This is a genomic window from Telluria beijingensis (genome assembly GCF_030770395.1).
Lineage (GTDB): Bacteria > Pseudomonadota > Gammaproteobacteria > Burkholderiales > Burkholderiaceae_D > Telluria > Telluria beijingensis.
The window spans coordinates 1,824,579-1,850,376 of sequence record NZ_CP132480.1; the positions used below are offsets into that span (position 1 = coordinate 1,824,579).

The 25,798-nt window shown below is 65.6% G+C and carries 19 protein-coding genes; 5 read left to right on the top strand and 14 right to left on the bottom strand.

Annotation, left to right across the window (positions count from 1 at the left end):
- Positions 1–317: 317 nt before the first annotated feature.
- The 3 genes from flhA to Q9246_RS08130 form a co-directional block, all read right to left on the bottom strand.
- Entirely contained in the window at positions 318–2,432 is a 2,115-nt protein-coding gene (gene flhA / locus Q9246_RS08120) for a flagellar biosynthesis protein FlhA (protein ID WP_306396823.1), read from the bottom strand.
- 20 nt (positions 2,433–2,452) lie between these two features.
- Positions 2,453–3,622, bottom strand: a complete 1,170-nt coding sequence (gene flhB / locus Q9246_RS08125; RefSeq protein ID WP_306396825.1) for a flagellar biosynthesis protein FlhB — start codon at positions 3,620–3,622, stop codon at positions 2,453–2,455.
- A gap of 124 nt (positions 3,623–3,746) precedes the next feature.
- Entirely contained in the window at positions 3,747–5,036 is a 1,290-nt protein-coding gene (locus Q9246_RS08130; protein ID WP_306396827.1) for an MraY family glycosyltransferase, read from the bottom strand.
- Between the two features lie 272 nt (positions 5,037–5,308).
- On the opposite strand from Q9246_RS08130, the gene Q9246_RS08135 reads away from it, so the two are divergent.
- The gene (locus tag Q9246_RS08135; protein WP_306396829.1) at positions 5,309–6,487 is read left to right on the top strand and encodes a hypothetical protein; all 1,179 of its coding nucleotides are present in this window, start codon (positions 5,309–5,311) and stop codon (positions 6,485–6,487) included.
- A 7-nt stretch (positions 6,488–6,494) separates the two neighbouring features.
- On the opposite strand, the gene Q9246_RS08140 is transcribed toward Q9246_RS08135, so the two are convergent.
- The 3 genes from Q9246_RS08140 to Q9246_RS08150 all read right to left on the bottom strand — a co-directional run bounded on the left by Q9246_RS08140 (position 6,495) and on the right by Q9246_RS08150 (position 9,530).
- Positions 6,495–7,499: a fumarylacetoacetate hydrolase family protein gene (locus Q9246_RS08140; RefSeq protein WP_306396831.1), complete on the bottom strand. Its 1,005-nt coding sequence runs from the start codon at positions 7,497–7,499 to the stop codon at positions 6,495–6,497.
- 37 nt (positions 7,500–7,536) lie between these two features.
- The gene (locus tag Q9246_RS08145) at positions 7,537–8,670 is read right to left on the bottom strand and encodes a phospholipase A (protein ID WP_306396833.1); all 1,134 of its coding nucleotides are present in this window, start codon (positions 8,668–8,670) and stop codon (positions 7,537–7,539) included.
- Between the two features lie 143 nt (positions 8,671–8,813).
- Positions 8,814–9,530, bottom strand: a complete 717-nt coding sequence (locus Q9246_RS08150) for a pseudouridine synthase (protein WP_306396834.1) — start codon at positions 9,528–9,530, stop codon at positions 8,814–8,816.
- Between the two features lie 201 nt (positions 9,531–9,731).
- Between Q9246_RS08150 and Q9246_RS08155 the strand changes: the two genes are divergently transcribed.
- Complete coding sequence (locus Q9246_RS08155; protein ID WP_306396835.1) at positions 9,732–10,160, top strand: hypothetical protein; 429 nt, start codon at positions 9,732–9,734, stop codon at positions 10,158–10,160.
- Between the two features lie 330 nt (positions 10,161–10,490).
- On the opposite strand, the gene Q9246_RS08160 is transcribed toward Q9246_RS08155, so the two are convergent.
- Genes Q9246_RS08160 through Q9246_RS08175 form a run of 4 tightly spaced genes read right to left on the bottom strand, consistent with a single transcriptional unit; the run spans position 10,491 to position 13,611 of the window.
- A complete protein-coding gene (locus tag Q9246_RS08160; RefSeq protein WP_306396836.1) occupies positions 10,491–11,492 on the bottom strand; it encodes a S49 family peptidase in 1,002 nt (333 codons plus the stop codon).
- Between the two features lie 30 nt (positions 11,493–11,522).
- On the bottom strand, positions 11,523–11,918 hold the full coding sequence (locus Q9246_RS08165) for a Rieske (2Fe-2S) protein (RefSeq protein WP_306396838.1): 396 nt from the start codon (positions 11,916–11,918) through the stop codon (positions 11,523–11,525).
- Complete coding sequence (locus Q9246_RS08170; RefSeq protein ID WP_306396839.1) at positions 11,911–12,570, bottom strand: HAD-IIIA family hydrolase; 660 nt, start codon at positions 12,568–12,570, stop codon at positions 11,911–11,913. Before Q9246_RS08170 ends, Q9246_RS08165 begins: the two co-directional genes overlap by 8 nt.
- A 57-nt stretch (positions 12,571–12,627) precedes the next feature.
- The gene (locus Q9246_RS08175; protein ID WP_422802359.1) at positions 12,628–13,611 is read right to left on the bottom strand and encodes an RluA family pseudouridine synthase; all 984 of its coding nucleotides are present in this window, start codon (positions 13,609–13,611) and stop codon (positions 12,628–12,630) included.
- 674 nt (positions 13,612–14,285) lie between these two features.
- Between Q9246_RS08175 and Q9246_RS08180 the strand changes: the two genes are divergently transcribed.
- The 3 genes from Q9246_RS08180 (at position 14,286) to moeA (ending at position 20,723) form a co-directional block, all read left to right on the top strand.
- On the top strand, positions 14,286–17,477 hold the full coding sequence (locus tag Q9246_RS08180) for an Rne/Rng family ribonuclease (RefSeq protein ID WP_306396843.1): 3,192 nt from the start codon (positions 14,286–14,288) through the stop codon (positions 17,475–17,477).
- A gap of 230 nt (positions 17,478–17,707) precedes the next feature.
- Positions 17,708–18,820 carry a GTP 3',8-cyclase MoaA gene (gene moaA, locus Q9246_RS08185; RefSeq protein ID WP_306396844.1) on the top strand — a complete coding sequence of 371 codons (1,113 nt, stop codon included), beginning with the start codon at positions 17,708–17,710 and terminating at the stop codon, positions 18,818–18,820.
- Between the two features lie 31 nt (positions 18,821–18,851).
- On the top strand, positions 18,852–20,723 hold the full coding sequence (moeA, locus tag Q9246_RS08190; protein WP_306396845.1) for a molybdopterin molybdotransferase MoeA: 1,872 nt from the start codon (positions 18,852–18,854) through the stop codon (positions 20,721–20,723).
- Between the two features lie 101 nt (positions 20,724–20,824).
- Here moeA and Q9246_RS08195 read toward each other — a convergent pair whose 3' ends face one another.
- The 4 genes from Q9246_RS08195 to Q9246_RS08210 all read right to left on the bottom strand — a co-directional run bounded on the left by Q9246_RS08195 (position 20,825) and on the right by Q9246_RS08210 (position 25,788).
- Positions 20,825–21,361 carry an REP-associated tyrosine transposase gene (locus Q9246_RS08195; RefSeq protein ID WP_306396846.1) on the bottom strand — a complete coding sequence of 179 codons (537 nt, stop codon included), beginning with the start codon at positions 21,359–21,361 and terminating at the stop codon, positions 20,825–20,827.
- Between the two features lie 126 nt (positions 21,362–21,487).
- Positions 21,488–22,807 (bottom strand): DNA recombination protein RmuC, encoded by a 1,320-nt coding sequence (locus Q9246_RS08200; RefSeq protein WP_306396847.1) that lies wholly within the window; start codon positions 22,805–22,807, stop codon positions 21,488–21,490.
- 8 nt (positions 22,808–22,815) lie between these two features.
- Positions 22,816–23,229: a group II truncated hemoglobin gene (locus Q9246_RS08205; protein WP_306398117.1), complete on the bottom strand. Its 414-nt coding sequence runs from the start codon at positions 23,227–23,229 to the stop codon at positions 22,816–22,818.
- 27 nt (positions 23,230–23,256) lie between these two features.
- Positions 23,257–25,788: an ABC transporter permease gene (locus tag Q9246_RS08210; protein WP_306396849.1), complete on the bottom strand. Its 2,532-nt coding sequence runs from the start codon at positions 25,786–25,788 to the stop codon at positions 23,257–23,259.
- Positions 25,789–25,798 lie beyond the last annotated feature (10 nt).

The window sequence follows — 25,798 nt, forward strand, 5'->3', positions numbered from 1 at the left end:
GTCTGTTCTGCATGACGGGCACGATGCCTGTCGATAGGAAGCATTATTGACGATGCACTGAGGAAACCATCAGGGGAAAAGGATGGGGAAAAGGGTCCATTTCCCGAATTCAGAAAAAACGATACTTACATGTAGGGTTGGCGGCTTCGCCGCCGACGCGTTCAGTTCCGGCTGGCGTTGTGGCGACGCCGCTGCTGGTCGAACGCGTCGGCGGGGAACCCGCCAACCCTACGCCTACGGTGAGGGTTCTGGGGAAGTTGATACTGTTTGAACGCGTGGGCGGGGGACCCGCCCACCCTACCCACAGCAGACGCCGATTACATCGGCACGCCGACCAGGCTGGTCACGCGAATCGTCTTGCTCTCCGGTACCTCGGCATGCGACAGCACCTTCAGCTGCGGCACAGCGCGGCGCAGGAAGCGCGACAGCAGCACGCGCAGCGGGGCCGGCACCAGCAGCACCGGGGTATGGCCCATCTGCTCCTGCTGGTTGGCCGAGTTGGCCGCCTGCTGGGCGATGGTGTCGGCCAGGCCCGGCTCGATGCCGGTGCCGTCGCCGCCGGCGCCCATGGCCTGCATCAGCAGACGCTCGAGGCGGTTGTCCAGGGTCATCACCGACAGCTCGTTCTCGCCCGGGAACAGCTGCTGGACGATGGCGCGGCCCAGGGCCACACGCACCACGGCGGTCAGTTCGGACGGATCCTGCGTCATGCCCGAGTGCTCCGACAGCGCCTCGATGATCGAGCGCATGTCGCGGATGTGCACGCCTTCGAGCAGCAGGTTCTGCAGCACTTTCTGCAGGGTCGACAGCGAGACGACTTTCGGCACCAGGTCTTCGACCAGCTTCGGCGTATCCTTGGCCAGGTGGTCCAGCAGCGCCTGCACTTCCATGCGGCCCAGCAGTTCCGACGCGTGCATCGTGATCAGGTGGTTCAGGTGGGTCGCCACCACGGTGCCGGCGTCGACCACGGTATAGCCCATGCTCTGCGCTTCGTCGCGCAGGCTGGCTTCGATCCAGGTGGCCGGCAGGCCGAAGGCCGGATCGGTGGTCACCAGGCCCGGCAGCGTGCCGCTGGCCATGCCCGGGTTGATCGCCAGGAACTGGCCGTTCATCGCTTCGCCGCTGCCGACTTCCACGCCCTTGAGCGTGATGCGGTAGGCCGACGGTTTGAGTTCCAGGTTGTCGCGGATGTGCACCGGCGGCGCCAGGAAGCCCACTTCTTGCGCGAACTTCTTGCGGATGCCCTTGATGCGCTTGAGCAATTCGCCGCCCTGGTTCTTGTCCACCAGCGGAATCAGGCGGTAGCCGACTTCCAGGCCCAGGGTGTCGACCGGCATCACGTCCTGCCAGGTCGCTTCTTCGCTCTCGGCCGGGGCCTGCTTGGCGGCGGTGGCGTCGGCGGCGGCTGCGGCGGCGGCTTCTTCCGCGGCCGGCGCGGCCTTGCGGCGCTTGGAGATCATGTAGCCGGCGCCGGCCAGCGAACCGGCCAGCAGCAGGAACACCAGGTTCGGCATGCCCGGGATCAGGCCCAGGCCGCCGATGATGGCGGCGGTGATGTACATCGATTCCGGACGCGCCATCAGCTGGTTGGTCAGCTGCGAGCTCACGTCTTCGTCGTTGGCGACGCGCGACACGACCATACCGGCCGCGATCGAGATGATCAGGGAAGGAATCTGCGCCACCAGGCCGTCACCGATGGCCAGCAGGGTGTAGATCTTGGTGGCTTCGCCGACGGCCAGGTCGTGCATTACCACGCCAACGATCAGGCCCGCCACCACGTTGATCACCGTGATCATGATGCCGGCCACGGCGTCGCCCTTGACGTACTTCGAGGCGCCGTCCATGGCGCCGTAGAATTCGGCCTCCTGCGCGACTTCCTGGCGGCGCTTGCGGGCTTCGGCTTCGCCGATCAGGCCGGCGTTCAGGTCGGCGTCGATCGCCATCTGCTTACCTGGCATCGCGTCCAGGGCGAAGCGTGCACCGACTTCGGCGATACGGCCGGCGCCCTTGGTCACGACCGAGAAGTTGATGATGGTGAGGATGATGAAGACGACGATGCCGACGGTATAGTTACCGCCGATCAGGAAGTGGCCGAAGGCCTCGACCACCTTGCCGGCGGCGGCGGAGCCGGTGTGGCCTTCGGTCAGGACAATTCGAGTAGATGCCACATTGAGCGCCAGGCGCAACATCGTGGAGACCAGCAGGATGGCCGGGAAGGCCAGGAAGTCGAGCGGCTTGACCGTGTACAGCGCGGTCAGCAGCACGATGATCGACAGCGCGATATTGAAGCTGAAGAACACGTCGAGCACGAAGGCCGGCAACGGCAGGATCATCATCGCCAGCAGCATGATGATCAGGACCGGCGCTGCCGCCTTGCTGCCTTGTGCACCAAGGCCGCTCATCCAGGCTGGCAGTTTCATGCTATTGGTCATTCATTCACTCCGTGTTCAGTTCAATTCGGCCCCCCTGGCTTTGGCGGCTGCTGCGATGCCGGGTTCAGCGGGTCCATCTCGTCAGGCACTTTCAGCCTGGTCGGGCGATCCGGGTAATCCCCTTCGCCCTTCTTGTACGCGCGCAACTGGTAGACATAGGCCAGCACTTCCGCCACCGCCGAGTACAGGTTTTCCGGGATCTCGTCATCGATATCGGTATGCTTGTACAGGGCGCGGGCCAGGGCCGGGGCTTCCATCAGCGTGACCTTGTGTTCCTGGCCCAGCTCCCGGATCTTGGCCGCCACGTCGTCGATGCCCTTGGCCACCACCCGCGGCGCGCCCTTGCCATCCGTGTACTTCAGCGCCACTGCATAATGGGTCGGGTTGGTGACGATCACATCTGCAGTAGGAACATTTTGCATCATCCGGCCCCGGGCCATTTCGCGCTGCATCTGCCGAATCTTCCCCTTAATCTGAGGATTGCCGTCCGACTCCTTCGATTCCTGGATCATTTCCTGGCGTGTCATTTTCAGTTTGTCTTTCCAATGCCACAACTGATACGGACCATCGATCAGGGCAATGAAGCCCAGCGCGCCGACGATGAACAGGAAGGATTTGCCGATCATGTTGCCGACGTGGGCGCTGCTTTCGTTGAGCGGCTCGACCGCCAGGCCCAGCATCGCCTCCTTTTGGCCGCTGACAACGATATACGCCACCACGCCGACCACGATGGTCTTGGCGATCGCCTTGAACAGCTCGACCAGGGCGTTTTTCGAGAACATATTGCCAATACCCTTGATCGGGTTCAGCTTGTTGAAGTTTGGCATGAAGGACTTGGCCGAGAACAGCCAGCCGCCGATCAGGAGCGGCGACACCAGGGCGATGACCATGATGGCGCCCGCGATCGGCAGGCAGGCCAGCAGCACGCCGACCAGGTCATTGAGAATGCGCTCGATCAGGATGTTGGGATTGAAGACCTGTTCGCGGTCGAGCGTCAGGCCCGACTTGAGCGCCAGGCTCAGTTTACCGACCAGCATGCCGCCAAACGCCCAGAGGCAGGCGCCAGCAGTCATCAGGACGGTGAAGGTGGCCAGTTCGCGCGACCGGGGAACGTCGCCTTCCTCGCGCGCCTTCTCGATCTTCCGGGGCGATGCGTCTTCTGTCTTCTCTGCGTCGCTATCTTCCGACATGCCTGCTCCAGCAATCTATTTCACATGCGCCTTTGTACCGCGCAAACGGAATTATCGCCGGAATTGCCGTGCGGCTAGAAGAAAAGCAGGAGGACGAAGCGGCCGCAATTTGCGGCCGGAGCGGTTACATGCGGCGGCGGATGAAGACCGGAGCTGGCTGCTCGCGGCCGAGGTCGGCCAATGGCGCTGGCTGGTTGGCCGCGGTCGGCTTGGCGACGCGGGCCGAGACGATGACCGGCGCCACCATGGGGGCGATCGGTGCAATGACGGGCTTGGACATCTTGACGCTGGACGTGGCGACCGGCGCCAACGGCGCCGCTGCAGCCGGGGCCGAAGCATGGCGGCGGCGTGCGCGCCAGGCCGACACCACCAGGCCGTACACGCCCAGGTAGAGCGCAAAACTGGCCATCGCCCCCTGCATCAGCACCTCGGGCGCATTCGCATTATTGACGGCCAACACGGCCGGCACCAGGGCGATGCTCCAGGAAACCGGCGAGACGCAGGCATTGCGCAGCGGCGCCGGCAGCATGCGCAGGTAGCGCGCGGTGATCGCCGTCTTGACCAGGCTGTGCAGGTGCCAGCTGTCCGGATGGCCCGGATGGCGGCGGCACCACAGGCGGCGCACGATCGTGAATACCGTTTCGAACACCGGATAGGCGCAGGCCAGCAGCGGCGCCCAGGCCGAGACCGACGGGTTGCGGTAGACCAGCATCACCGACAGCCAGGCCAGCAGGAAGCCGAGCAGGTAGGCGCCGCCGTCGCCGAGGAACAGCTTGCCGAATGGGAAATTCACCACGAAAAAGCCTGCCGTCACTGCGCAGATCACGAAGCACAGCTGGGCCAGGTGGACGTCGCCGGCGCCCAGGGCGATCACGCCCAGGGTGGCCAGGCCGATCACGACCGTGCCGCTGGCCAGGCCGTTGAAACCATCGATGATATTGACCGCATTGGCCACGCCGCCCACCGCGAAGGCGGTGAACAGCACCGAGAACGGCAGCCAGCCCAGCAGGCCGTCGAGCGGCGCCAGGCCGGTGTGTTGCAGGGTGACGCCGGTCAGGAGCCAGCAGACCGCGCCGCTGGCCACGGTCGCCAGCAGGCGTGCGCGCACCGAGACGGTGCGGGTGAGATCTTCGGCCAGGCCGAACACGAAGGCCGGCAAGGCGGCCAGCAGCACCGGCAGCAGCAATTCCTGCTGCGCCTGCGGCATGACGCCGAGCGCCATCCACAGGCCGATCATGATGGCGGCGCCGCCGATGCGCGGGGTCGGGGTGATATGGAATTTCTGCACACCGCGCGTCGCGTCAAGCGAATATCGCCCGTGCCAGCGCGTGGTGAACACGAGCAGGAGCGAGCAGATCAGCGATGTGAGAAAGCCGATTTCGAGGCCGGCCAAGGGGAGGTTATTAATACTCATAGAACCACTTTGTTAACTCGTCAATTCTATCGCATTTCTCGTTGATCATCCGGCAAACGTGCCCGCGCCGGGATTCTATCGCAATGTCACAAATGCTCTGTTCCGCGATGCAAGCCATTGATTGTGCAAGAACAATTCGACGATTCTAAGGAGATTGCGTTTAGCCAATCAATCACCCTGAAACTTCTCCTAATATTTCTCCACAATTTGTTACACTTTTTCCTCGGTGATATTTGGATAGTTTTATTTCCCGTTCACAAATAAAACCTGCCATGGCCACATATACGCGACAGTGCCATATCGTCATTTTCTGCACCGCATGTTGCCTGGGCCTGCTATATCCGGAACCGGCCCGCTCCCAGGCTGCACCGTCGCCCGAATTGCTGGAAGCCCGCGCCCGCCTGCTCGAGGCCGAAACCCGCCAGGCACTGGCCGAGGCCGAACGCGCGGAACTGCTGGCGCGCCTGCCGCCGGTGCAGGCCAAGCCCTTGAGCGGCAACCTGGAGGCCGGCAAGCTGGGCGCCGCCGGCCTGGCGCGCGCCTTCGACCTGGCCCTGGAACTGGCGGCCGAGGTCTGCGCCGCCCTGCCGCCCGACCGCCAGGTCACCGTGTACGACCCGGTCGTCAGCCAGGGCGTGGTGGCGGCGCGCACCGTCGACGGCGCCCTCCAGCAGACGGCGCAAGAATTGTCGGCTCGCAATATCGAACTGCAACGCTACATTAACGCGCAGACCCCGGAATCGGCTGACCGGCGCAGCGCAATACCTTTTATCTGGCTCACCGCGCCCACGGTATTACTGCGCGCCGGCGCCGACTTGGCGAGCCTGTTCAAGAGCGACGCCACCCTGACCGGCATCGCCTATGGCGACGGCGCGCGCGCCCTGTTCGCCAGCGCGCTGGCGCGCTCCTGCCCGTCCCGCCTCGCCGGCCTGGGCGGCGGTTATATGGGAGAACTCGATCTCGAGCGCCATGCCCGCCTGCAGGACCGTGTCCGGCTGCTGGCCGCCGAGCGCGCAGTCCTGGCCCAGCACGCCGCCCACCTGGAAGTGCTGGCCGACGCCGCCAAGGGCGAGCTCAAAAGGGAATTGCAGGCCGTCGAAACGGCGGCCCGGGCCCAGTTGAAGGCGGTCGACGCGTTCACCGAAGGGCTGCGCGCGGGCGAGGCCAGCGACAAAAGTCCCCTGTTCACGGCGGCGCGCTATCTCGGCCAGGCCGAGCGCAGCGCCGGCGCCCTGGTACTGGACGTCGACCTGCGGCTGGAAGGCTTGAGCCAGGTACGCGGCAACCTGTTCACGGGCGAACGCCTGTCGTTGTCCGGCGTTGCCTTCCTGTGGTACCGGCTGCACGAAGCGGACGGCCGGCTGCTGCGCGCCGACGCGCTGCGCCGGGTCAGCCGGCCGGTCGAGGTGGAGTTGCGCGGCGAGCGCGTCGACAACGGGTTCTGGTTCTGAAATTCACTTATCCGGAATTCTTTAACGTTTGCTCGATCGCGCCGAACAACGATTTACCGTTTTCATCCAGCATCTCGATGCGCACCGTGTCGCCGAACCGCATGAACTGCGTCACCGCCTCTCCGCCATCGATTGTTTCTTGCCAACGTTGCGCCGCGATGCACGCATAACCGGGCGTATGCCGCCGCGTCGTGCGATTCGATACTGCGCCGCCGCTGACGATCGTGCCCGCCGTCACCGCACGGCTGCTCGCCAGCGCCGCCAGCAGTTGGGGAAAGTTGAAGGCCATGTCCTCGCCCGCTTCCAGCGTCCCCACCGGATTGCCATTCCACACCACGCGCAACGGCAGCGCGGCCTTGCCGCCACGCCAGGCCTCGCCCAGCTCGCTTGGGGTCACCGCCACCGGCGCGAAGCTGGTCGCCGGCTTCGCATGCAGCAGGCCATGGCCGCCCGCCCGTTCCTCTAGCGCCAGCCCCTGCAAGGTGACGTCGTTGGCCAGCAGCAGCAGACGGATCTGCCCGTGCGCCGCGTCCACCGTCGCGCCCTGCGCCACATCGCCGCTCACGACCGCCAGCTCGGCGCCGAAATCGATGCCCCACTCCTCGCGCGCCAGCACCAGGTCTTGCCGCGGTCCGAGAAAACCGTCGCTCGCCGCCCAGGCCAGTTGCGGCGTCTCGCGCCAGGCTACGGGCAAGTCGGCGCCCGCGGCGCGGCGTTCCAGCTCATGGTGGTGCAGCCAGGCGGCGCCGATGATGCGCCCGCTCGCGCGCGGCAGCGGCGCCATGCAGCGCGCCGGGTCGAAGTCGAAGGGACGGCGCGCCCTGCCCTCCGCCTTGCCCTCATTGAGCTGGCGGTACAGCGTATCGAGCTGGGGCGCGATGAAGGCCCAGTCGTCGAGGGCGGCGCGCAGGCTGGGCGCGATGCCGTCGGCGACGTGGGCGGTCTTGAGGTCGCGCGACACCACGGCCAGCTGGCCGTCGCGGGTGCCGTCGTCGAGGGTGGCGAGTTTCATGGGCAGGCTCCTGGAGGCGAGCCCGCCATTCTACAGATCAATATTTAACGATGACACCCGCGCCGACGCTGCGCTGGAAGTAGTTGTAGTCGATCATGCTCTGGCCATAGCCGGCGAAGGCATTGATATAGCCCTTGACCGGGCCTGCCAGCGGGAAGGCCCAGCCGAGCTGGACCGCACCCTTGTCGGTGCTGAAATTACGGCGCACCAGGCCCGACAGTTCATGGCCGCCGCCGAGGCGGTAATTGCCGGCCAGCTCGAAGCGGCCCATGTAGTCGATGATGTCCGGGTTATTGTCGTCCTCGAACGATTCGTTGACCCGTTTCCAGACCTTGGCCGTCATGGTGAACGGACCGCGCTCCAGGCCGACCTGGGCGTAAAAGCGGTTCCAGCTGCGCGACAGGGTCGACGACTGGCCATTCGACTGGTGCACGAAGCCCAGGTTCAGGAAGCGCACATTGGTGCCGAGCAGCGCGAAGTCGAGCGGCGTGACCGCCATGACCTCGGGCTGGTAATTGGTTTCGCGGAACGGGCTGGACGCCTCGTGGTTGGCGGCCTGCCAGAAGCTGTTCTGGGTATAGCCGAACCAGACGTCAACCGGCAGCTCGAACAGCGTTTCGACCAGCTTCATCTTGAAGCTGAGCTGGAATTCCAGCTCGGCCTTCGACAGGCCTTCGGCATCCGGGTCGGCTTCCCAGAAATCGCGGTACGGCTCTTCGTTCGGACGGTGGGTGCGGGTCGCGATCAGGTAGCTCGGGTGGTGCGGACGGAACTTGAAGACGCCGCGCTTGTCGCGGGCGTCGAGTTCCCAATGACTGCTGAGCGTGTACTGGGCCGCAGCCTCGACCACCGGATCGACCGAGGCGGTGTGGTCCACCGCGCCGGTGCGCGGCGCATCGAAGGCGCCTGCGGCGACCGGGGCCGTGGTCGGCACCGGCGGCACGGCGGTCGTGGCGGGGGTGGCTGCAGCAGCGACGGCTGGAGCAGTCGTGGCGGCAGCGGCCGCCTGGCTGGCGGCGACGCCGTCGAAGCAGGCCAGGCGCTGGGTACCGTCGGCGATGGCCGTGCAGTCGGCCAGCGTCTGCGGTGCGGTCTGGGCCAGGGCCGGCAAGGCCAGCAGGAGCGGAATCAGGGCGAAGGTATGGGAGAGTCTCGGGCGGTAAGCGTGCATGTTTATTGTTTTATATCAAAACGTTCGTGCGGCAACCGGTTCCCGGTCGCCATCGCGACGAAGTGTCGCGGAAATCTCTTAACGATGTCGCACGTATTGCATTCAGGCATGCGCCGCCCTACCCGCGATCGCCGCCGATGCGATCAGGCGGGCACCAGCAGGTCGAGCTGGGCCTGGTCCAGGAAACACCATTCGCCCTCTTCGAGGCCGAGCGATTCCAGGGTCAGGCCGCCGATCTGCGAGCGGTGCAGCGCGCTGCAATGGTTGCCGGCGGCGGCCAGCATCCGTTTGACCTGGTGGTATTTGCCCTGTTCCAGAACAATCTCGAGGGTGTGCTCGCCGCGCTGGACGCAGGACACCGCCTTCAATGGCGCCGGCTCGTCGTTCAGTTGCACGCCGGCCAGCATATGGGCGACCAGCGCATCGGTCACCGGTTCGGCGGTGGTGGCCTGGTACACCTTGGGCACGTGGCGCTTGGGCGAGGACTGGGCGTGGATGAAGGGACCGTCGTCCGACATCAGCAGCATGCCCGTGGTGTCGTGGTCGAGGCGGCCGACCGGTTGCACCTCGCGCCAGGTAAATTGTTCCGGCAGCAGGGTCAGCACGCCGGGATGGTGGCTGGGCTTGCGCGAACATTCGAAATTGGCCGGCTTGTACAGCGCGATATAGACATGCTCGCGGTAAGGCCATTCCTCGTCGAACACGGTCAGGACCAGGCCGTCCGTGTCGAAAGTGGCCTTGTAGCTGTCGACGATCTCGCCATTGACGGCGACGTCGCCGTCCTCGATCAATGCGCGGCAGTATTTGCGGGTGCCGAATCCCTGCGATTGCAGGATGCGGTCCAGGGATAGTTTGCTCATGGGGCGAGACTTTACCAGATGGCGTCCACCCTGGTAAGCCGAGGTGTTAGCGTTACCTGCGACCCATTTTGCATGCAGTCGTTCATTTGAGCAGCGTCAAGCCTTTCGAAATTCGCATTGATAGACTTCAACACGTTAGGAATCCGCCTAACGGCACCTACGGCATCTCGAAACAGGGGAGGCCATAGCCAGAGGATAGGAATGAACGTGAACGACGATCTCGACACAACAAATGGAAAGCTTTCCGCTCAAGAGGTGTACTGTGCGCGCCAACGGCTCGCCAAGGACCATGCGGTGCTTTTCCCGACCCGACTCGCCATGGCGCGCTGGCGCGGCGGCCTTCCCCACCTGCACGGCGGCCAGCCGCCGCTGCGCGCCGCCTGGCATGCGCGCATCGTGCGCGACTACCAGGCCTGGCTCGACCGCGGCGGCTTCGCGCAGCACGACGAGCTGGCGCCGCTGCGCAAGCCGGTCATGTGGCAACCGCCCCAGCCGAGTTCGCCGCAGCGGGCAGTGCAGGTATTCCAACAACACAACCAACCCGCACATACCACTAAGCAGCAGAATTCAGAGCCTTCATGCCGTTCGGACCGCGATGGCGATGCCCGGCAATGCGGCACTTGTACCTGAACCGGCACCGTCTTCCGGCAGGACGCCGGGGACACCCGATGAGACCGGAAAACAGGCAAGCGGAAAACGATGGAGCCCGTGAATGGCTCCTCCAAATGGAAACGACGGCCTGGGCCGTCGTTTCCGTTCCTGCAGCAGGCGTGCTGTTCAGGCAAGCCTCCCAGGGACGTACTACCATGAGGAATGGAATTCTCTCGAAAACCGCGCAGCGCGCGGTGGGATAGCGTGTCGCCGTCCGGGCCGTTCGAAGCGGCTGCCTCTCCCGTCCCTTGCTGCTCGCGCTACCGTTCCACTATAGTCCCTCACCGTCTGTATTCAAGGACAAAATGTTCAGCGCAATTTCGGTACGGCTCCGTGATAGGCCGCCTTCACCGCGCTTTCCCCTACCGCCGCACCAAATTTCTTGAGCACCCGTTCCGGCAAGCCTTCGTGCGCCGTGTAGTCGACGATGTCCTCGGCCTTGACGATGTCGCGCGCCACCGTGTCGACCGTGCCGAAGGCATCGGCCAGGCCCATGTCCACCGCCCGGGCGCCGGTCCAGTACAGGCCCGAGAACGTTTCCGGCGTTTCCTTCAGGCGCTTGCCGCGCCCGGCGCGCACCACCTCGATGAATTGCTGGTGGATTTCGTTGAGCATCTCTTGCGCATGTTCGCGGTGCTTCTCGGACTGCGGGCTGAACGGATCGAGGAAACCCTTGTTCTCGCCGGCCGTCATCAGGCGTCGCTCGATGCCCAGCTTGTCCATCGTGCCGGTGAAGCCGAAGCTGTCCATCAGCACGCCGACCGAGCCGACGATCGAGGCCTTGTTGACATAGATGCGGTCGGCCGCGGCGGCGATGTAGTAGCCGCCCGAGGCGCAGATCTCGTCCACCACCACATACAACGGCTTGTCGGGGTAGCCGCGCTTGAGGCGCTGGATCTCGTCCACGATGATGCCGGCCTGTACCGGGCTGCCGCCCGGGCTGTCGATGCGCAGCACCACGGCCGCCGAGCCGGGATCCGAGAAGGCCTTGTTCAGCGACGGGATCACGGTATCGGCCGCGCCGCTGCCTTCTGCTTCGATCTCGCCGTTAATTTCGATCAACGCCGTGTGACGGCCCAGGTTTTCGACGTCGCCGCTGCCGAAATTGAAGTCGTAATAGGCCCATAGCGCCAGCAGGGCGACGGTGAGGAAACTCAGTTTGAAGAAAATACCCCAGCGCCGCGCGCGGCGCCGCTCTTGCACGGTGGCGAACACCAGTTTCTCGAGCGTTTCGCGCTCCCAGTTGCCCACGGTCGGATTCGATGCGAGCCGGCTGTCGCCGGGATGGTCATGGCTCGTTTGGTCACTCATAAAGTCGGAAGGTCGTATGCCGAGCCAGGTCTACGCAGGCGCGCGGAACCGCTCGTCGGGCAGCCAGTATATCTTGCCCGCGCCTTCGCGTACGACGATCGGATGCAGGCGCCCGCCGCGGCATGGACCGCCCGCGCATTTGCCGCTGCCGGGCTCGTACACGGCGCCGTGGACGGCGCACATCAGGTACTGGCCGCCGGACTCGAAGAACTCCCCTTCGTTCCAGTCGAGCTCGACCGGCACATGGGCGCAGCGGTTCAGGTAGCCATGAACCTGCCCGCCGTGGCGGACCACGAAACCGGTCGCCGGCTGGCTCCAGGCCAGTAGCGGAAAGCGCACGCCGCGGCCGCCGTCCAGTAAAACATCGGCATCGCACACGAACACCTGGCCTTCTTCGGCCAATTGCGCATTCTCCTGTTCAGGCATGCTCGAGCAGCCAGGCATGCAGCTCGGGAATATTACGCGCCGAGAACAGCGGATTGCAGGCTTGCAGCTGGGCCACAGGATGCGCGCCAAACTCGACGGCGATACCGGCGGCGCCGGCATTGTTCGCCATCATGAGGTCGTGGGTGGTGTCGCCGATCATCGCGGTGCGCCGCAGATCCTGGCCCAGCTCGCGGGTCAGCTCTTGCAGCATGGCCGGATGGGGCTTCGAAAATGTCTCATCCGCGCAACGGGTGGCATCGAAGATCGACAGCAGGCCGGTGGCGTTCAAGGCCCGGTTGAGCCCTACCCGGCTCTTGCCGGTGGCCACGGCCAGGAAATATCCCTCGTTGTTCAGGTCGGCCAGCATCTCCCGGACGCCCTTGAACAGCACGAGTTCATGGTCCTTGGTCAGGAAGTGATAACGGTAGCGCTCGACCATGCGCGGGTACATGGCCGGCTGGATGTCAGGCATCACGGCCTGCATCGCCTCGGCCAACCCGAGGCCGATGACGTGGGCGGCCGAGGTATCGCTCGGGACCGGCAGGCCGAGGTCGCGCGCGGCCGCCTGGATGCACTTGACGATGGCCGCCGTGCTGTCCATCAGGGTGCCGTCCCAGTCGAACACGATCAGGTCAAATTGTTTTCTTGCCATTATGTAGCGGCGGCGCAAAGCCGCCGGTCTCCGTAGATTGTCGTCGGTGCATGGCGCTCAGGCGCCGGGCGTCCCCAGGCTTGCCAGGAACCGTTCGCATTCCTCGGGCACCGGCGCGCGCAAGGTCATGCGCTCGCCGCTGTCCGGATGGGTGAACGTGATCTGGTGCGCGTGCAGGAACATGCGCTTGAGCGCCCCGCGTCCCTCGCCCGCCTTGTGCAACTGTTTATTGAACGCAAAATCGCCATACTTTTCGTCGCCCAGGATCGGAAAGCCGCTCGATGCCAGGTGGACCCGGATCTGGTGCGTGCGCCCCGTCTTGAGCTCGGCTTCGAGCAGCGCGAAGTCTTGCCATTTTTTTAACAGGTTGAAAATGGTGTGCGCTTCCTGGCCGCCGGCCTGTACCACGACCCGCTTTTCGCCGTCGGCCGTCGTGTATTTATGCAGCGGCAATTTGACGTGCTGGCGCTTGTTCTGCCAGTCGCCCTTCACCGCCGCGAAATAGCGTTTGTCGGTGCTGCCGTCGCGCATCTGGTCGTGCAGGTTCGTCAATGCGCTGCGCTTCTTGCCGATCAAGAGCAGGCCCGACGTCTCGCGGTCGAGGCGGTGCACCAGTTCGAGGAACTTGGCTTGCGGCCGCGCCGCGCGCAATTGCTCGATCACGCCGTAGGACACGCCGGAGCCGCCATGCACGGCCACGCCGGCCGGCTTGTTGATCACCAATAGATGCGTGTCTTCGAACACGACCGGGAATTCGGTCCCGGGCACGATGTCGGTGCTGGCCTTTTCGGCGATGCGGATCGGCGGGATGCGCACGGTATCGCCCTCGGCCAGGCGGTACAACTGGTCGATCCGGCCCTTGTTGACACGGACCTCACCCGAACGGAGGATGCGGTAAATATGGCTCTTCGGAACGCCTTTGCAGACACGCAACAGGTAGTTATCGATGCGCTGTCCGGCGTCTTCTTCGCCGATCGTCACGAATTGTGCCTGCAGAGCCTGTTGTGATGAAGGGGGAACAACACTCGTTTGGGTCGCCATTCGCTCTGTCTTCCCAGAAATTCTCTCTAAGTCCTTCATTTTGAATATATAATCGACAGGCGGCGGTCAAACCTCTGCTGGTGTAAGAATTAAAACGATATTTTACACAGGGGCGCGCTCCATCGGCCCCGCTCAATGCAAATTCGATGGAAAGTAACGTGTACGCACATTCTTGCGCCGGTCAGGGTTGCACCTGCAGTTGTAATCGGGTTGTGCGCAAGAATGCAGGATTGGATTGTCAGGATTCTTAAGGATAAGTACCGGCAAGCAAATCTTGCTTGCCGGGTGATGGTGTCGATAACGCTTGTCGTTTTCGCCGGGCTGGACGCACGACCGATCCTCGAGACTTGTGAGTAAGGCTGTCTTTTCGCCTCCAGGTCCTGGATTCGTCGGCTTCTGGCCGGGCTGGTGTTAGTACGCCCCCTCGCTCCGCTGTGCCGCCCCAACGTGGCGGCAGGCGGCCAGCGCAGGTCGCGGCGTGCGTGGACAATGACGTTCGGCCCCACGGCGCCCTGTTGCGGCAACGATGCGTGTGCACCCAGTGTTCACCCTTCGTTGTATCGCACGCCCGGGCATTCCCCCCTCCTGGTCTCCCATCCCCGCATACATCCCTGTAGCTGCGCCGCCCGCGAGGGCGGCCATCACACGGCCCCCGGGTCGCGGAGTTTATAAAAATGAAACGTATGTTGTTTAACGCTACGCAGCAAGAGGAGCTGCGCGTAGCGATTGTCGACGGCCAAAAACTGATCGACATCGATATCGAGACCGCCGGTCGCGAGCAACGCAAGTCGAATATCTACAAGGGTGTCATCACCCGCATCGAACCCTCCCTCGAAGCCTGCTTCGTCTCCTACGGCGAAGACCGCCACGGATTCCTCCCCTTCAAAGAAGTCGCCCGCTCGTATTTCCGCGAGGGTGTCGACGTGCGCAACTGCACCATCAAGGAGGCGCTGAAGGAAGGCCAGGAAATCATGGTCCAGGTCGAGAAAGAAGAGCGCGGTAACAAGGGCGCGGCCCTGACCTCGTTCATCTCGCTGGCCGGCCGCTACCTGGTCCTGATGCCGAACAATCCGCGCGGCGGCGGCGTCTCGCGCCGGGTCGAAGGCGAAGAACGCCAGGAACTGCGCGAAACCATGGACAAGCTCGACCTGCCGCAAGGCATGTCGGTGATCGCCCGCACCGCCGGCATCGGCCGCACCGTGGAAGAGCTGCAGTGGGACCTGAACTACCTGATGCAACTGTGGCGCGCGATCGAAGGCGCCGGCAAGTCGGCCCCGGGCGCCTTCCTGATCTACCAGGAATCGTCGCTCGTCATCCGCGCCATCCGCGACTACTTCCAGCCGGACATCGGCGAAGTGCTGATCGATACCGACGACATCTACGAGCAGGCCCAGCAGTTCATGAGCCACGTGATGCCCGACATGGCGCACCGCGTGAAGCGCTATAGCGACGACGTGCCGCTGTTCTCGCGCTTCCAGATCGAACACCAGATCGAAACCGCCTACGCGCGCACCGTGCCGCTGCCATCGGGCGGCGCGATCGTGATCGACCATACCGAAGCCCTGGTCTCGATCGACGTCAACTCGGCCCGCGCGACCCGCGGCTCGGATATCGAAACGACCGCCTTCAACACCAACTGCGAAGCGGCCGACGAAGTGGCCCGCCAGCTGCGCCTGCGCGACCTGGGCGGCCTGATCGTGATCGACTTCATCGACATGGAAGTGGCCAAGAACCAGCGCGAAGTCGAGCAGCGCCTCAAGGATGCCCTGCACCACGACCGTGCACGGGTCCAGATGGGCAAGATCTCGCGCTTCGGCCTGATGGAACTGTCGCGCCAGCGCCTGCGTCCTTCGCTGTCCGAAGGCTCGCACGTGACCTGCCCGCGCTGCTCGGGCACCGGCCACATCCGTGATACCGAATCGTCGGCCCTGCAAGTCCTGCGTATCATCCAGGAAGAGGCCATGAAGGAGAATTCGGCCGCGATCCACGTCCAGGTGCCGGTCGACGTCGCCGCCTTCCTGCTCAACGAGAAGCGTGGCGAAGTGCTCAAGATCGAGAACCGCCACCGCATCACCGTGATCCTGATCCCGAACAAGCACCTGGACACGCCGCACTACAAGCTCGAGCGCATCAAGCACGACGATCCGCGCCTGGAAGACGCGCACGCCAGCTATGCGATGGCCGAATCGGCCGACACCGACATGGCCTACGCCAAGCGTCAGAAAGAAGAAGCCAAGCCGCGCCAGGAAGCAGTGGTCAAGACCATCACCCCGGCCCAGCCGGCGCCGGTGGTCGACCGCAGCGAAGCGGCCAAGTCGGCAGCCGCCGCTGCTGTCAAGCCGGCGGCCGCGCCGGTGGCGCCTCCTGCCCCTGCGCCAGTCGAGAAGAAAGGTTTCTTCGCCCGTCTGCGCGACCTCTTCTTCGGCGAGCCGGAAGCGCCGGCGCCAGCCCCGGTCGTGGTCGAGAAGCCGGCCGCGCCTGCGCCGGCCGAGCGCGGCGATCGCAACAACCGCAACAAGGGTGGCCGCAACGGCGGCCGCAACGGCGAACGTGGCGCCAAGCCAAGCCGTGAGCGCGAAGAGCGCGAGGCGGTTGCCACCACCATCGCCAAGGGCGCGCCAGGCGAGGAATCGGCCAAGGCGCCGCAGGGCGACGAGGCCCGCGAAGGCCGCCAGCCGCGCCAGCCACGCGAACGCAAGCCGCGCGAACCGCGTGAACCGCGCGAGCAGGTCGAAGGCGCCGTGCGCGTCGAGGGCGCCGAGCGTCCGGAACGCGGCGAGCGCAAGGAGCGTCAACCGCGCCAGCCGCGCGAGCGCACCGAACGCGTCGAACGCACCACCCAGGTCATCGAAGCCAAGCTGGACGAGGTGAACGTCACCCAGACCGTGGCCAGCGCCACCGTCGCCGTGACCACCAATGGTCCGGAAGGCAGCCAGGAAGTCGTGCAGCAGGTCGTCAAGTCGGTGACCACGATCGGCCCGGACAGCGAGGAAATCGAAGACGGCGACGAGCCGCGCCGCCGCCGCCGCCGCGGTGGCCGCAACCGCAACCGCCGCGACCGCGACCAGCTCGAGGGCAGCGAAGCGCTGGAAGGTTCCGACGAAGCGCCGGCATTCACCCCGGTAGCCGATGAAGAAGCGGCCAAGGTCGCCGCCGCCGCCAAGGCCGCGAAGACCAGGCCGGCCCGTGCTGCGGCACAGGATGCGTGGCCGTTCCCGACCGCGGCGTCGGTGGCTGCGGAGAAGGCGGCGCAAGAGAAGGCTGCCGCTCCTGAAGCTGCGCCAGCGCCTGCTCCGGCTGCTGCTCCTGCGCCTGTCGAAGCGGCTGCACCGGCGCCGGTTGCCGCCGAGCCGATCCCGTTCCCGACTGCAGCCTCGGTTGCAGCCGAGCAGAACATGTTCCCGACCGCGGCATCGGTGGCCGCTGCACGTGCGGCGGCCGAGCAGGCTGCGGCGCCTGAAGCGGCGCCAGCCCCTGCTCCGGCTCCGGTCGAGCAGGTTGCTCCAGCCCCTGTGGTCGAGACCGCGCCAGTGACCGAACCGGTTGCCGCATCGGCAGTCGAAACGGCGCCGGCAGCCGCGCCGGCCATCACCGTCGCGCCGACGCCAGTCGCCGCACCGGCGGCCAGCGCACCGGCTCCGGGCGCCGCCCTGGCTGCTGCGCCGGCGGCACCGACCGCGGCGCCGGCCAAGCTGGAAGAAGTGCTGGCCCAGGCCGGCCTGCAACTGGCCTCGACCGACCCTGAAAAACTGCGCGCCGCCCAGGAAGCCGCAGTGGCAGCCCCGGTCCGCCTGGGCCGCGCCCGCAAGCCGGTCGTGGCGCCGGTCGACGAGCCGCTGGTGCAGGTCGATACCACGCGCCAGTAATCCAGTTAGTCGACTGCCCCAACCCGTCGTTACTGCCACTGGCAGTAACGACTTCCCGCGCAGGCGGGAACCCAAGTTTGCCAGCGCTGCCACAGTGCTGATAACTTAGGTTCCCGCCTCCGCGGGAACGACGTTTTTGGCAGTGCCGAAAACATCGTTTTTGGGCTGACGAAAAAGCATCACCTCATTGGGTACGGGCAGCTTCATCCGCCCCGTGCTATCGTACTGAAATGGCTGAAAAAATCATTCTGATCAATGACCTGCGCGCATCCACGCTACAGGTCCCGGCCGTGCTTGCCCCTCCGACCGGCCTGCTGGGCGACGCGCTCGGGCGGCCCCTGCACGACCTGCGCATCTCGGTCACCGACCGCTGCAACTTCCGCTGCGTCTACTGCATGCCGAAGGAAGTGTTCGACAAGGATTACCAATACCTGCCGCATGGCGACCTGCTGTCGTTCGAGGAAATCGCGCGCGTTGCCCGGCTGTTCATCGCCCACGGCGTCGAGAAGCTGCGCCTGACCGGCGGCGAGCCGCTGCTGCGCAAGAATCTCGAGCGCCTGGTGGCGATGCTGCGCGCGCTGCCCACGCCCAGCGGGCGGCCGCTCGACCTGACGCTGACCACCAATGGCTCGCTGCTGGCGCGCAAGGCGCAAGCCCTCAAGGACGCCGGCCTGGACCGCGTCACGGTCTCGCTCGACGCGCTCGACGACAAGGTGTTTCGCAGCATGAACGACGTCGACTTCGCCGTCGCCGACGTCTTGCACGGCATCGACGCCGCCCACGCGGCCGGCCTGGGACCGGTGAAGGTCAATATGGTGGTCAAGGGCGGCACCAACGACGACCAGATCCTGCCGATGGCGCGCCACTTCAAGGGCTCGCCCACGATCCTGCGCTTCATCGAGTTCATGGACGTCGGCGCCTCGAATGGCTGGAATATGCACGACGTCGTGCCGTCGCACGAGGTGGTGCGGCGCATCTCGGCCGAGCTGCCCCTGGCGCCAGTCGCGGCCAACTACAGCGGCGAGACCGCTTCGCGCTGGCGCTACCTCGATGGCGGCGGCGAGATCGGCGTGATCTCCAGCGTCACCCAGGCCTTCTGCGGCGACTGCTCGCGCCTGCGCCTGTCGACCGAGGGCAAGCTGTACACCTGCCTGTTCGCCACCCGCGGCCACGACCTGCGCGCGCTGCTGCGCGAGGGGCGCAGCGACCTCGAACTCTCCGGCGCCATTGCCCAGCTGTGGCGCGGGCGGGCCGACCGCTATTCCGAAACCCGCACGGCGGAGACGGGCATCGGGCAGCGCGACGGCGCGCGCAAGGTTGAAATGTCCTATATCGGCGGTTGATTCTTAGCGGCTAAAAAATATGGAACAAGGAATGATCAGCGGACTGGTACTGGCGGGCGGCCGCGGCTCGCGCATGGGCAATGTCGACAAGGGCTCGCAGCCCTTCCGGTCGAAGACCATGGTCGAGCACGTGCTGGCGCGCCTGCGGCCGCAAGTCGGACCGGTGGCGATCAGCGCCAACCGCAATCTCGATTTCTACCGCGCTTTCGACGTGATGGTGCTGCCGGACGAGATGGCGGACTATCCAGGCCCGCTGGCCGGCCTCGAGGTCGGCCTGCGCCACTGCGCCACGCCCTACCTGCTGGCGGTGCCCTGCGATTCGCCCTTCCTGCCGGATGACCTGGCTGCGCGCCTGCTTGCCGCGCTGGAAGAAGCGGACGCCGACGTCGCCTACGCCGCGACCCGGGAAGCCGGCATGCGCGTCCAGCCGCATCCCGTATTCTGCCTGGTGCGCGCGGACCGGCTGCCCGCGCTGTCCGCCTACCTGGCCGAAGGCGGCCGCCGCGTCGACGGCTGGTACCGCGACCTGAACGCGGTCGAAGTCATCTTCGACGATGCCGACGCCTTCCGCAACATCAACACCCTGGACGAGCTGCGCGACCTGGACGACACGACGCCGCCCTTCCCCGCCAGCCTGGCCCAGGTAGCCAGCTGCATCGACGGCTACGATCCCGACGCCCTGCGCGTGCAGGACGCCCAGCGCATCATCCGCGACTTCGTGCAGCCGGCGCGGGCGGTCGAGATGGTGGCCTTGCGTTCATCGCTCGGCCGCGTACTGGCGCGCGACCTGGTCTCGCCGATCAACGTGCCGGCGCACGACAACTCGGCCATGGACGGTTACGCGCTGCGCGGCGGCGACCTGCCTCTTGAGGGCACCGTGACATTAAACGTGGTCGGCGTCGCCTATGCCGGCAAGCCGCTGGACATCGAGGTGGCCGCCGGTGAATGCGTGCGCATCATGACCGGTGGCGTGATACCGGCAGGCTGCGACAGCGTGCTGCCGCAGGAATTCGCCGAGAGCACGACCGACGATAGCGTGACCTTGCGCGCCGGCGCCATCCGGCCAGGGGACAACCGCCGCCTGGCAGGCGAAGACCTGAAGGCCGGCAGCGCCGCCTTGCGCGCCGGCCGCATCATCCGTCCGGCCGACCTGGGCCTGTGCGCCTCGCTCGGCTTTGCGGAGATTCCCGTGCAGCGCCGCCTGCGGGTGGCGTTCTTCTCGACCGGCGACGAGCTGCGCTCGATCGGAGAAAATCTCGACGAAGGTTGCGTGTACGACAGCAACCGCTACACGATCTACGGCATGCTGCAACGGCTGGGCTGCGAGATCGTCGACATGGGCGTGGTGCGCGACAGCCCCGAAGCGCTGGAAGAAGCGCTGCGCACCGCCTGCGAGAATGCCGACGCGATCATTACCTCGGGCGGCGTGTCGGTCGGCGCGGCCGACTATACGAAACAGGTGATGGGCCAGTTGGGCGACGTGACGTTCTGGAAGATCGGCATGCGTCCGGGCCGGCCGCTGGCTTTTGGCCGGGTCTCGTCCAACGGCCGCAGCGCGTTTTTATTCGGCCTGCCGGGCAATCCGGTGGCGGTGATGGTGTCCTTCTACTTCTTCGCGCGCGAGGCGCTGCTGCGCATGATGGGGGCCGAGGCGCCGCTGCCGCTGCTGCGGGCGCGCTCGAGCGACGCGATCCGCAAGAAGCCGGGGCGGACCGAATACCAGCGCGGGATCGTTGCGCGTGGAAAGGATGGGGAGCCCGAGGTGCGCATCACCGGATCGCAGGGTTCGGGCATCTTGCGCTCGATGTCCGAGGCGAATTGCATGGTGGTGTTGCATGATGGGCAGGGTAATGTCGCGGCGGGGGAGATGGTCGATATCTTGCCGTTTGAAGGGTTGTTCTGACGACGGTTGGACGCGTCGGCGGAAGCGCCGCTAACCCTACGATCATTGAACCGTCGTAGGGTTGGCGGCTTCGCCGCCGACGCGTCCAACCAGCGCGTGACTCACTCCAACTCCATCGCGCGTGCCTCATCCGTCCCACCCCAATCTATCGGATAAACCCCGTTCTCGACATACCGTTTGAACGACGAATACTTCCACGACGCGGCGCACGCAGCCAGCCCGTGCTTGACCGGATTGTAATGAATATAGTCGACATGCTTTTCCATGTCGCGCTCATCCCGGATCCGGTGCTCCCAATATTTTCGTTGCCATATCGGCGCCTCTCGACGGCGCTGCTGGGCAGCCGTCACTACAACATCCCCATACGTCTCCCTGCATGCAAATGAAACCTGATGCTTGATCTGGGACCACCGCGCCGGAAAGTTCACGTCTCCGTCGGGCAACGTCCAGATGCAGTGCAGATGGTCGGGCATCAGGACAATCGCATCGATTTGAAAAGGCAGGCGAACATGAACACGTTCGAATGCAGCCCGTAGCGCGGCACGTACCGGCTCGTCGCACAGGATTGGGCGTCGCCGGTAGGTGACCAGGGTGAAAAAATAGGTGGTGCCGTCCAGGGCACGGCGGTAGCGGGCCATACCGGCATCGTAAGGAGGGGATTCAACGGGAAGGTGTGGCAGATCAAACGTGTGTTGAACGCGTCGGCGGCGGAGCCGCCAACCCTACGGGCAGAAAGCCACGGTGCCCATCCCATGTATCACGGATCAGTCGTCCCGCTCCAGGCCATCCGGCCCCAGCATCAATTGCGCCGCCTCGCTCGGCAACGCCTCCACCGACTTGAGCTTGCGCGCCATCTGGCGGCTGCGCACCTCGGCGCTTTCGATGTTCTTGGCCGCCTTTTCCAGGGTCAGCTTGGTGGTCGCCAGCACGTCGCCGAACTTGGTGAACTCGGTCTTCACCGCCCCCAGCACCTGCCACACCTCGGACGAACGTTTTTCGAGGGCCAGGGTGCGGAAACCCATCTGCAGGCTGTTGAGCAGCGCGGCCAGCGTCGACGGGCCGGCGATCGTCACCCGCAGGGTGCGCTGCAGCTCGTCGGCCAGGCCGGGACGTCGCATCACCTCGGCGTACAGGCCCTCGGTGGGCAGGAACAGGATCGCGAAATCGGTGGTCTGCGGCGGCGACACGTACTTGTCGCAGATGGTGCGCGCTTCATTGCGCACCGCGCGTTCCAGCTCGGCGCCGGCGCGCGCAACCCCCTCCAGGTCGGCCACGTCGGCCGCCGCCAGCAGGCGCTCGTACTGCTCTTTCGGGAACTTGGCGTCGATCGGCAGCCACAGCGGCGCGCCACCGTCGACCACGCCCGGCAGCCTGATCGCGAATTCCACGCGCGCGTTCGATCCCGCCACCGTTTCGACGTTCTTGGCGTACTGGTCGACCGTGAGCACCTGCTCCAGCAGCATCTCGAGCTGCACTTCGCCCCAGGTGCCGCGGGTCTTGACGTTGGTGAGCACGCGCTTCAGGTCCCCCACGCCGATCGCCAGCTGCTGCATCTCGCCCAGGCCCTGGTGCACTTTTTCGAGCCGCTCCGACACCTGGCGGAACGATTCGGACAGGCGCGTCTCCAGGGTCGCATGCAGTTTTTCGTCGACCGTCTGGCGCATCTCTTCCAGGCGTTTCGCGTTATCGCTTTGCAGGTCGCGGATCTTGGTTTCCAGCGTAGTGCGCACTTCCAGCATGCGCTGGGCGTTCGATTCGGTGAGGTTGCCAAGGGTCTGCTGCAGCGTGTCGGCGAAGCGCTTCAGCGCGCGCGCCTGTTCTTCGCGGCCGCTGCTCGAATGCAGCTGCATCTGCTGGCGCATGCTGTCCAGTTGCTGGACGGTAGAGTTGTGATACTGGGCCAGGTGGCCGGCCAGTTCCTGGCGGGTCGATTGCGCGCTCGATTGCAGCTCTTGCCGCAGCTCGCGTTCCAGGCGTTCGACGTGGTTGCCGTCGCCGCTGCTGCGCATGCGCACCAGGACCGCGACCAGAAGGCCGGTCACAATGACGAGGCCCACCAGGATGAGGATGTCGGCAACGGTCATGGCGGCGCTCAGTCAGGTTTGTTGCGCATCCAGTCCGCGGTCTGGAAGAAGGAATTCATCATCCGCACCCGCAGCGTATCGTCATAGCCCATGTCTTCCATGGCCCAGGCCATGCAGCGCAGCCACTGGTCACGTTCCGAACTGCCGATCGCGAACGGCAGGTGGCGCGCACGCAGGCGCGGGTGGCCGTAGCGTTCGATATACAGGTCAGGACCGCCCATCCAGCCGGACAGGAACATGAAGGTCTTTTCGCGCGAGCTGTCGTTGGGAACCGGATGCATGGCGTGGATGCCTGCGAAATCGGGCTCCAGCTGCATCAGGTCATAGAAGCGGTCGACCAGCGCCCGCAGGCGCTCGCCGCCGCCCATCATTTCATACAGGGTTTGCGCTTCGGCGGGGGTTTCGGTGTGGTGTTCGGACATCCCGCCATGATAGCGCACCATGGGGCATCACGCCTCGCGCAAGGTCTGTAGCGGCGGCTGCCGCAACACGCCGCGCAACCCCAGCCAGCCACCGACGATCGCACACAGCGCCCCGACGAAAAGCCCCGCGATCCACACGCCCGGCTCGAACACCCACGGGAACTTGAACTGGTGGGTCGCCAGCGCCCAGCCCAGCGCCGCCGCGCCGGTCGCCGCCAGCAAACCGGCCAGGCCGCCCACCAGCACGAACTCGATGCGCTGCGCCTGCGCCAGCTGCTGGCGCGTGGCGCCCAGCGCGCGCAGCAGGCCGGCCTCGCGCGTGCGCTCGGACTGCGATCCCATCAGCGCCGCATACAGCACCAGCACGCCCGAGGCGAGCGTGAACAGGAACAGGAACTCGACCGCCGTCACCACCTGGTCCAGCACGTCCTGCAACTGGCGGATGATGCCCGAGACGTCGATCACTGTCAGGTTCGGATAGTTGCGGGTCAGTGCATTGCCCAGGTTGGCGTTATCCTGCGGTACGTGGAAGGCCGTCATATACGTGGTCGGCGCCTCCGCCATCGCTTGCGGGTTGATGATGACGAAGAAGTTGGCGCGCATCGAGCCCCATTCGAGCTTGCGCACGCTGGTGATCTTCGCTTCCACCAGCAGGCCCGCCATGTCGAAGCGCAGGCTGTCGCCCAGCTTCAGGCCAAGTCGTTCCATGATGCTCTGCTCGACCGAGGCCTCGGCCACGCCTGGCGCATCCTTGAACCATTCTCCCTGCACCACCTCGTTCGCCAGCGGCAGCACATCGGTGGTCGACAGGTTGAATTCGCGGTTGGCCAGGCGCCGCGCCTCGCCGTCCTGGAAGGTCTCGCGCGTGATCGCATCGCCATTGATCGCGACCAGGCGGCCGCGGATCATCGGGTACAGCACCGGTTCCTTGACGCCGGCCGCCACCAGCTGGCCTTCCACGCCCTGCTTCTGCTCGGGCTGGATGTTGATCACGAAGCGGTTCGGCGCGTCGGCCGGGGTGGCCAGCTGCCAGGCCGCCATCAGGTCGCCGCGCACCACGGTCAACAGCAGCAACGCCATCAGGCCCAGCGCCAGCGACACCACCTGCACCACGGTGGCGCCGGGACGGCGCTGCAGCGAGGTGACGGCGAAGCGCCAGGCCTGGTGCCTGAACGCGCCGCGCATGCGGCGCAGCCCTTGCAGGCCGAGCCAGGCCACCAGCGCGAAGAAGGCGAAGCCGCCCAGGAAGCCGCCGGCGGTAATCAAGGCCAGGGTCGGGTCGCCAGCCTGCCACAAGAGCAGCAGGAAGAACACGCCGATGCCCAGGCCATAGGTGGCCAGCGCCGCCGGCTGCGGCGCGCCCTGCTCGCGCCGGATCACGCGGTTGTGCGGCACGTTGCGCAGCTGGAGGATCGGCGGCAGCGCGAAGCCGCTAAGTAACAGCATGCCGGTGGCGATGCCCTGCAGCGCCGGCAGCATCGACACCGGCGGCAGATCGGTCTTGATCAGCGAGGCGATCATCTCGAGCAGCACGAAGTGGGCGCCGAAGCCGACCAGCACCCCGATCACGCTGCCCAGCAATCCGATGAAGGCGAATTCGAGCAGGTACAGCACGGTCACCTGGTTCTGGGTCAGGCCCAGGCAGCGCAGCATGGCGCAGGCGTCCAGGTGGCGGCCCATGAAGCGGCGCGCCGCCATCGCCACCGCGACCGCCGCCAGCATCGCCGACAGCAGGCCCACCAGCGACAGGAACAGGCCGGCGCGGTCGAGCGTGGCGCGCATCTCGGGGCGGCCGTTTTCCAGCGTCTCGATGCGCACGCCCTTGATGTTGTTGTCGCGGATCTGGGCACGAATCCACTGTTCGTAGTCGCGCACCGCGGCCATGTCGTTGGCGTCCTTCGAGGCGACCATCAGGCGGAAACTCACGCGCGCGAAATCGTCGACCAGGCCGGTGGCCTGCAGGTCTTCCAGCGCCAGCATCACGCGCGGCGCGAAGTTGGCGAACGAGGCGCCTTTATCGGGCTCGGTCGCGATCAGCTGGGCGATGCGGAACTGGCTGTTGCCCAGGGTGAGCATGGCGCCGACCTCGGTGCGCAGCTGTGGCAGCAGGCCGGGATCGACCCATACCGTGCCGCGCGCCGGCACCTCGCGTGTCGGCGAGCCTTGCGCACCGCCAGCGGCAATGGGGTCGGTCGTGATGCTGACCTGGCCGCGGAGCGGATAGCCTTTCGATACCGCCTTGATCGACGACAGCTGGGCCTGCGAGTCGTCGCCTTCGCCCGCCTGCGCCATGCTCGGGAAAGTGACGGTGTCGGCCAGCACCAGGCCGCGCTTGAGGGCTTCGGCACGCCACTCCTGGCGCACCGGATCGTCGGTGTTGACCAGCAGGTCGGCTCCGAGCAGCTGGTGGGCGTCGCGGTCCATGCCGGCGCGCATGCGGTCGATGAAGAAGCCGACCGAACTCAGTGCCGCGACCGCGACGATCAGCGCCACCAGCAAGAAGCGCAACTCACCGGCGCGCCAGTCGCGCGCCGTCATGCGAAGAGCCTGGACGAACATGGAGGCGCTC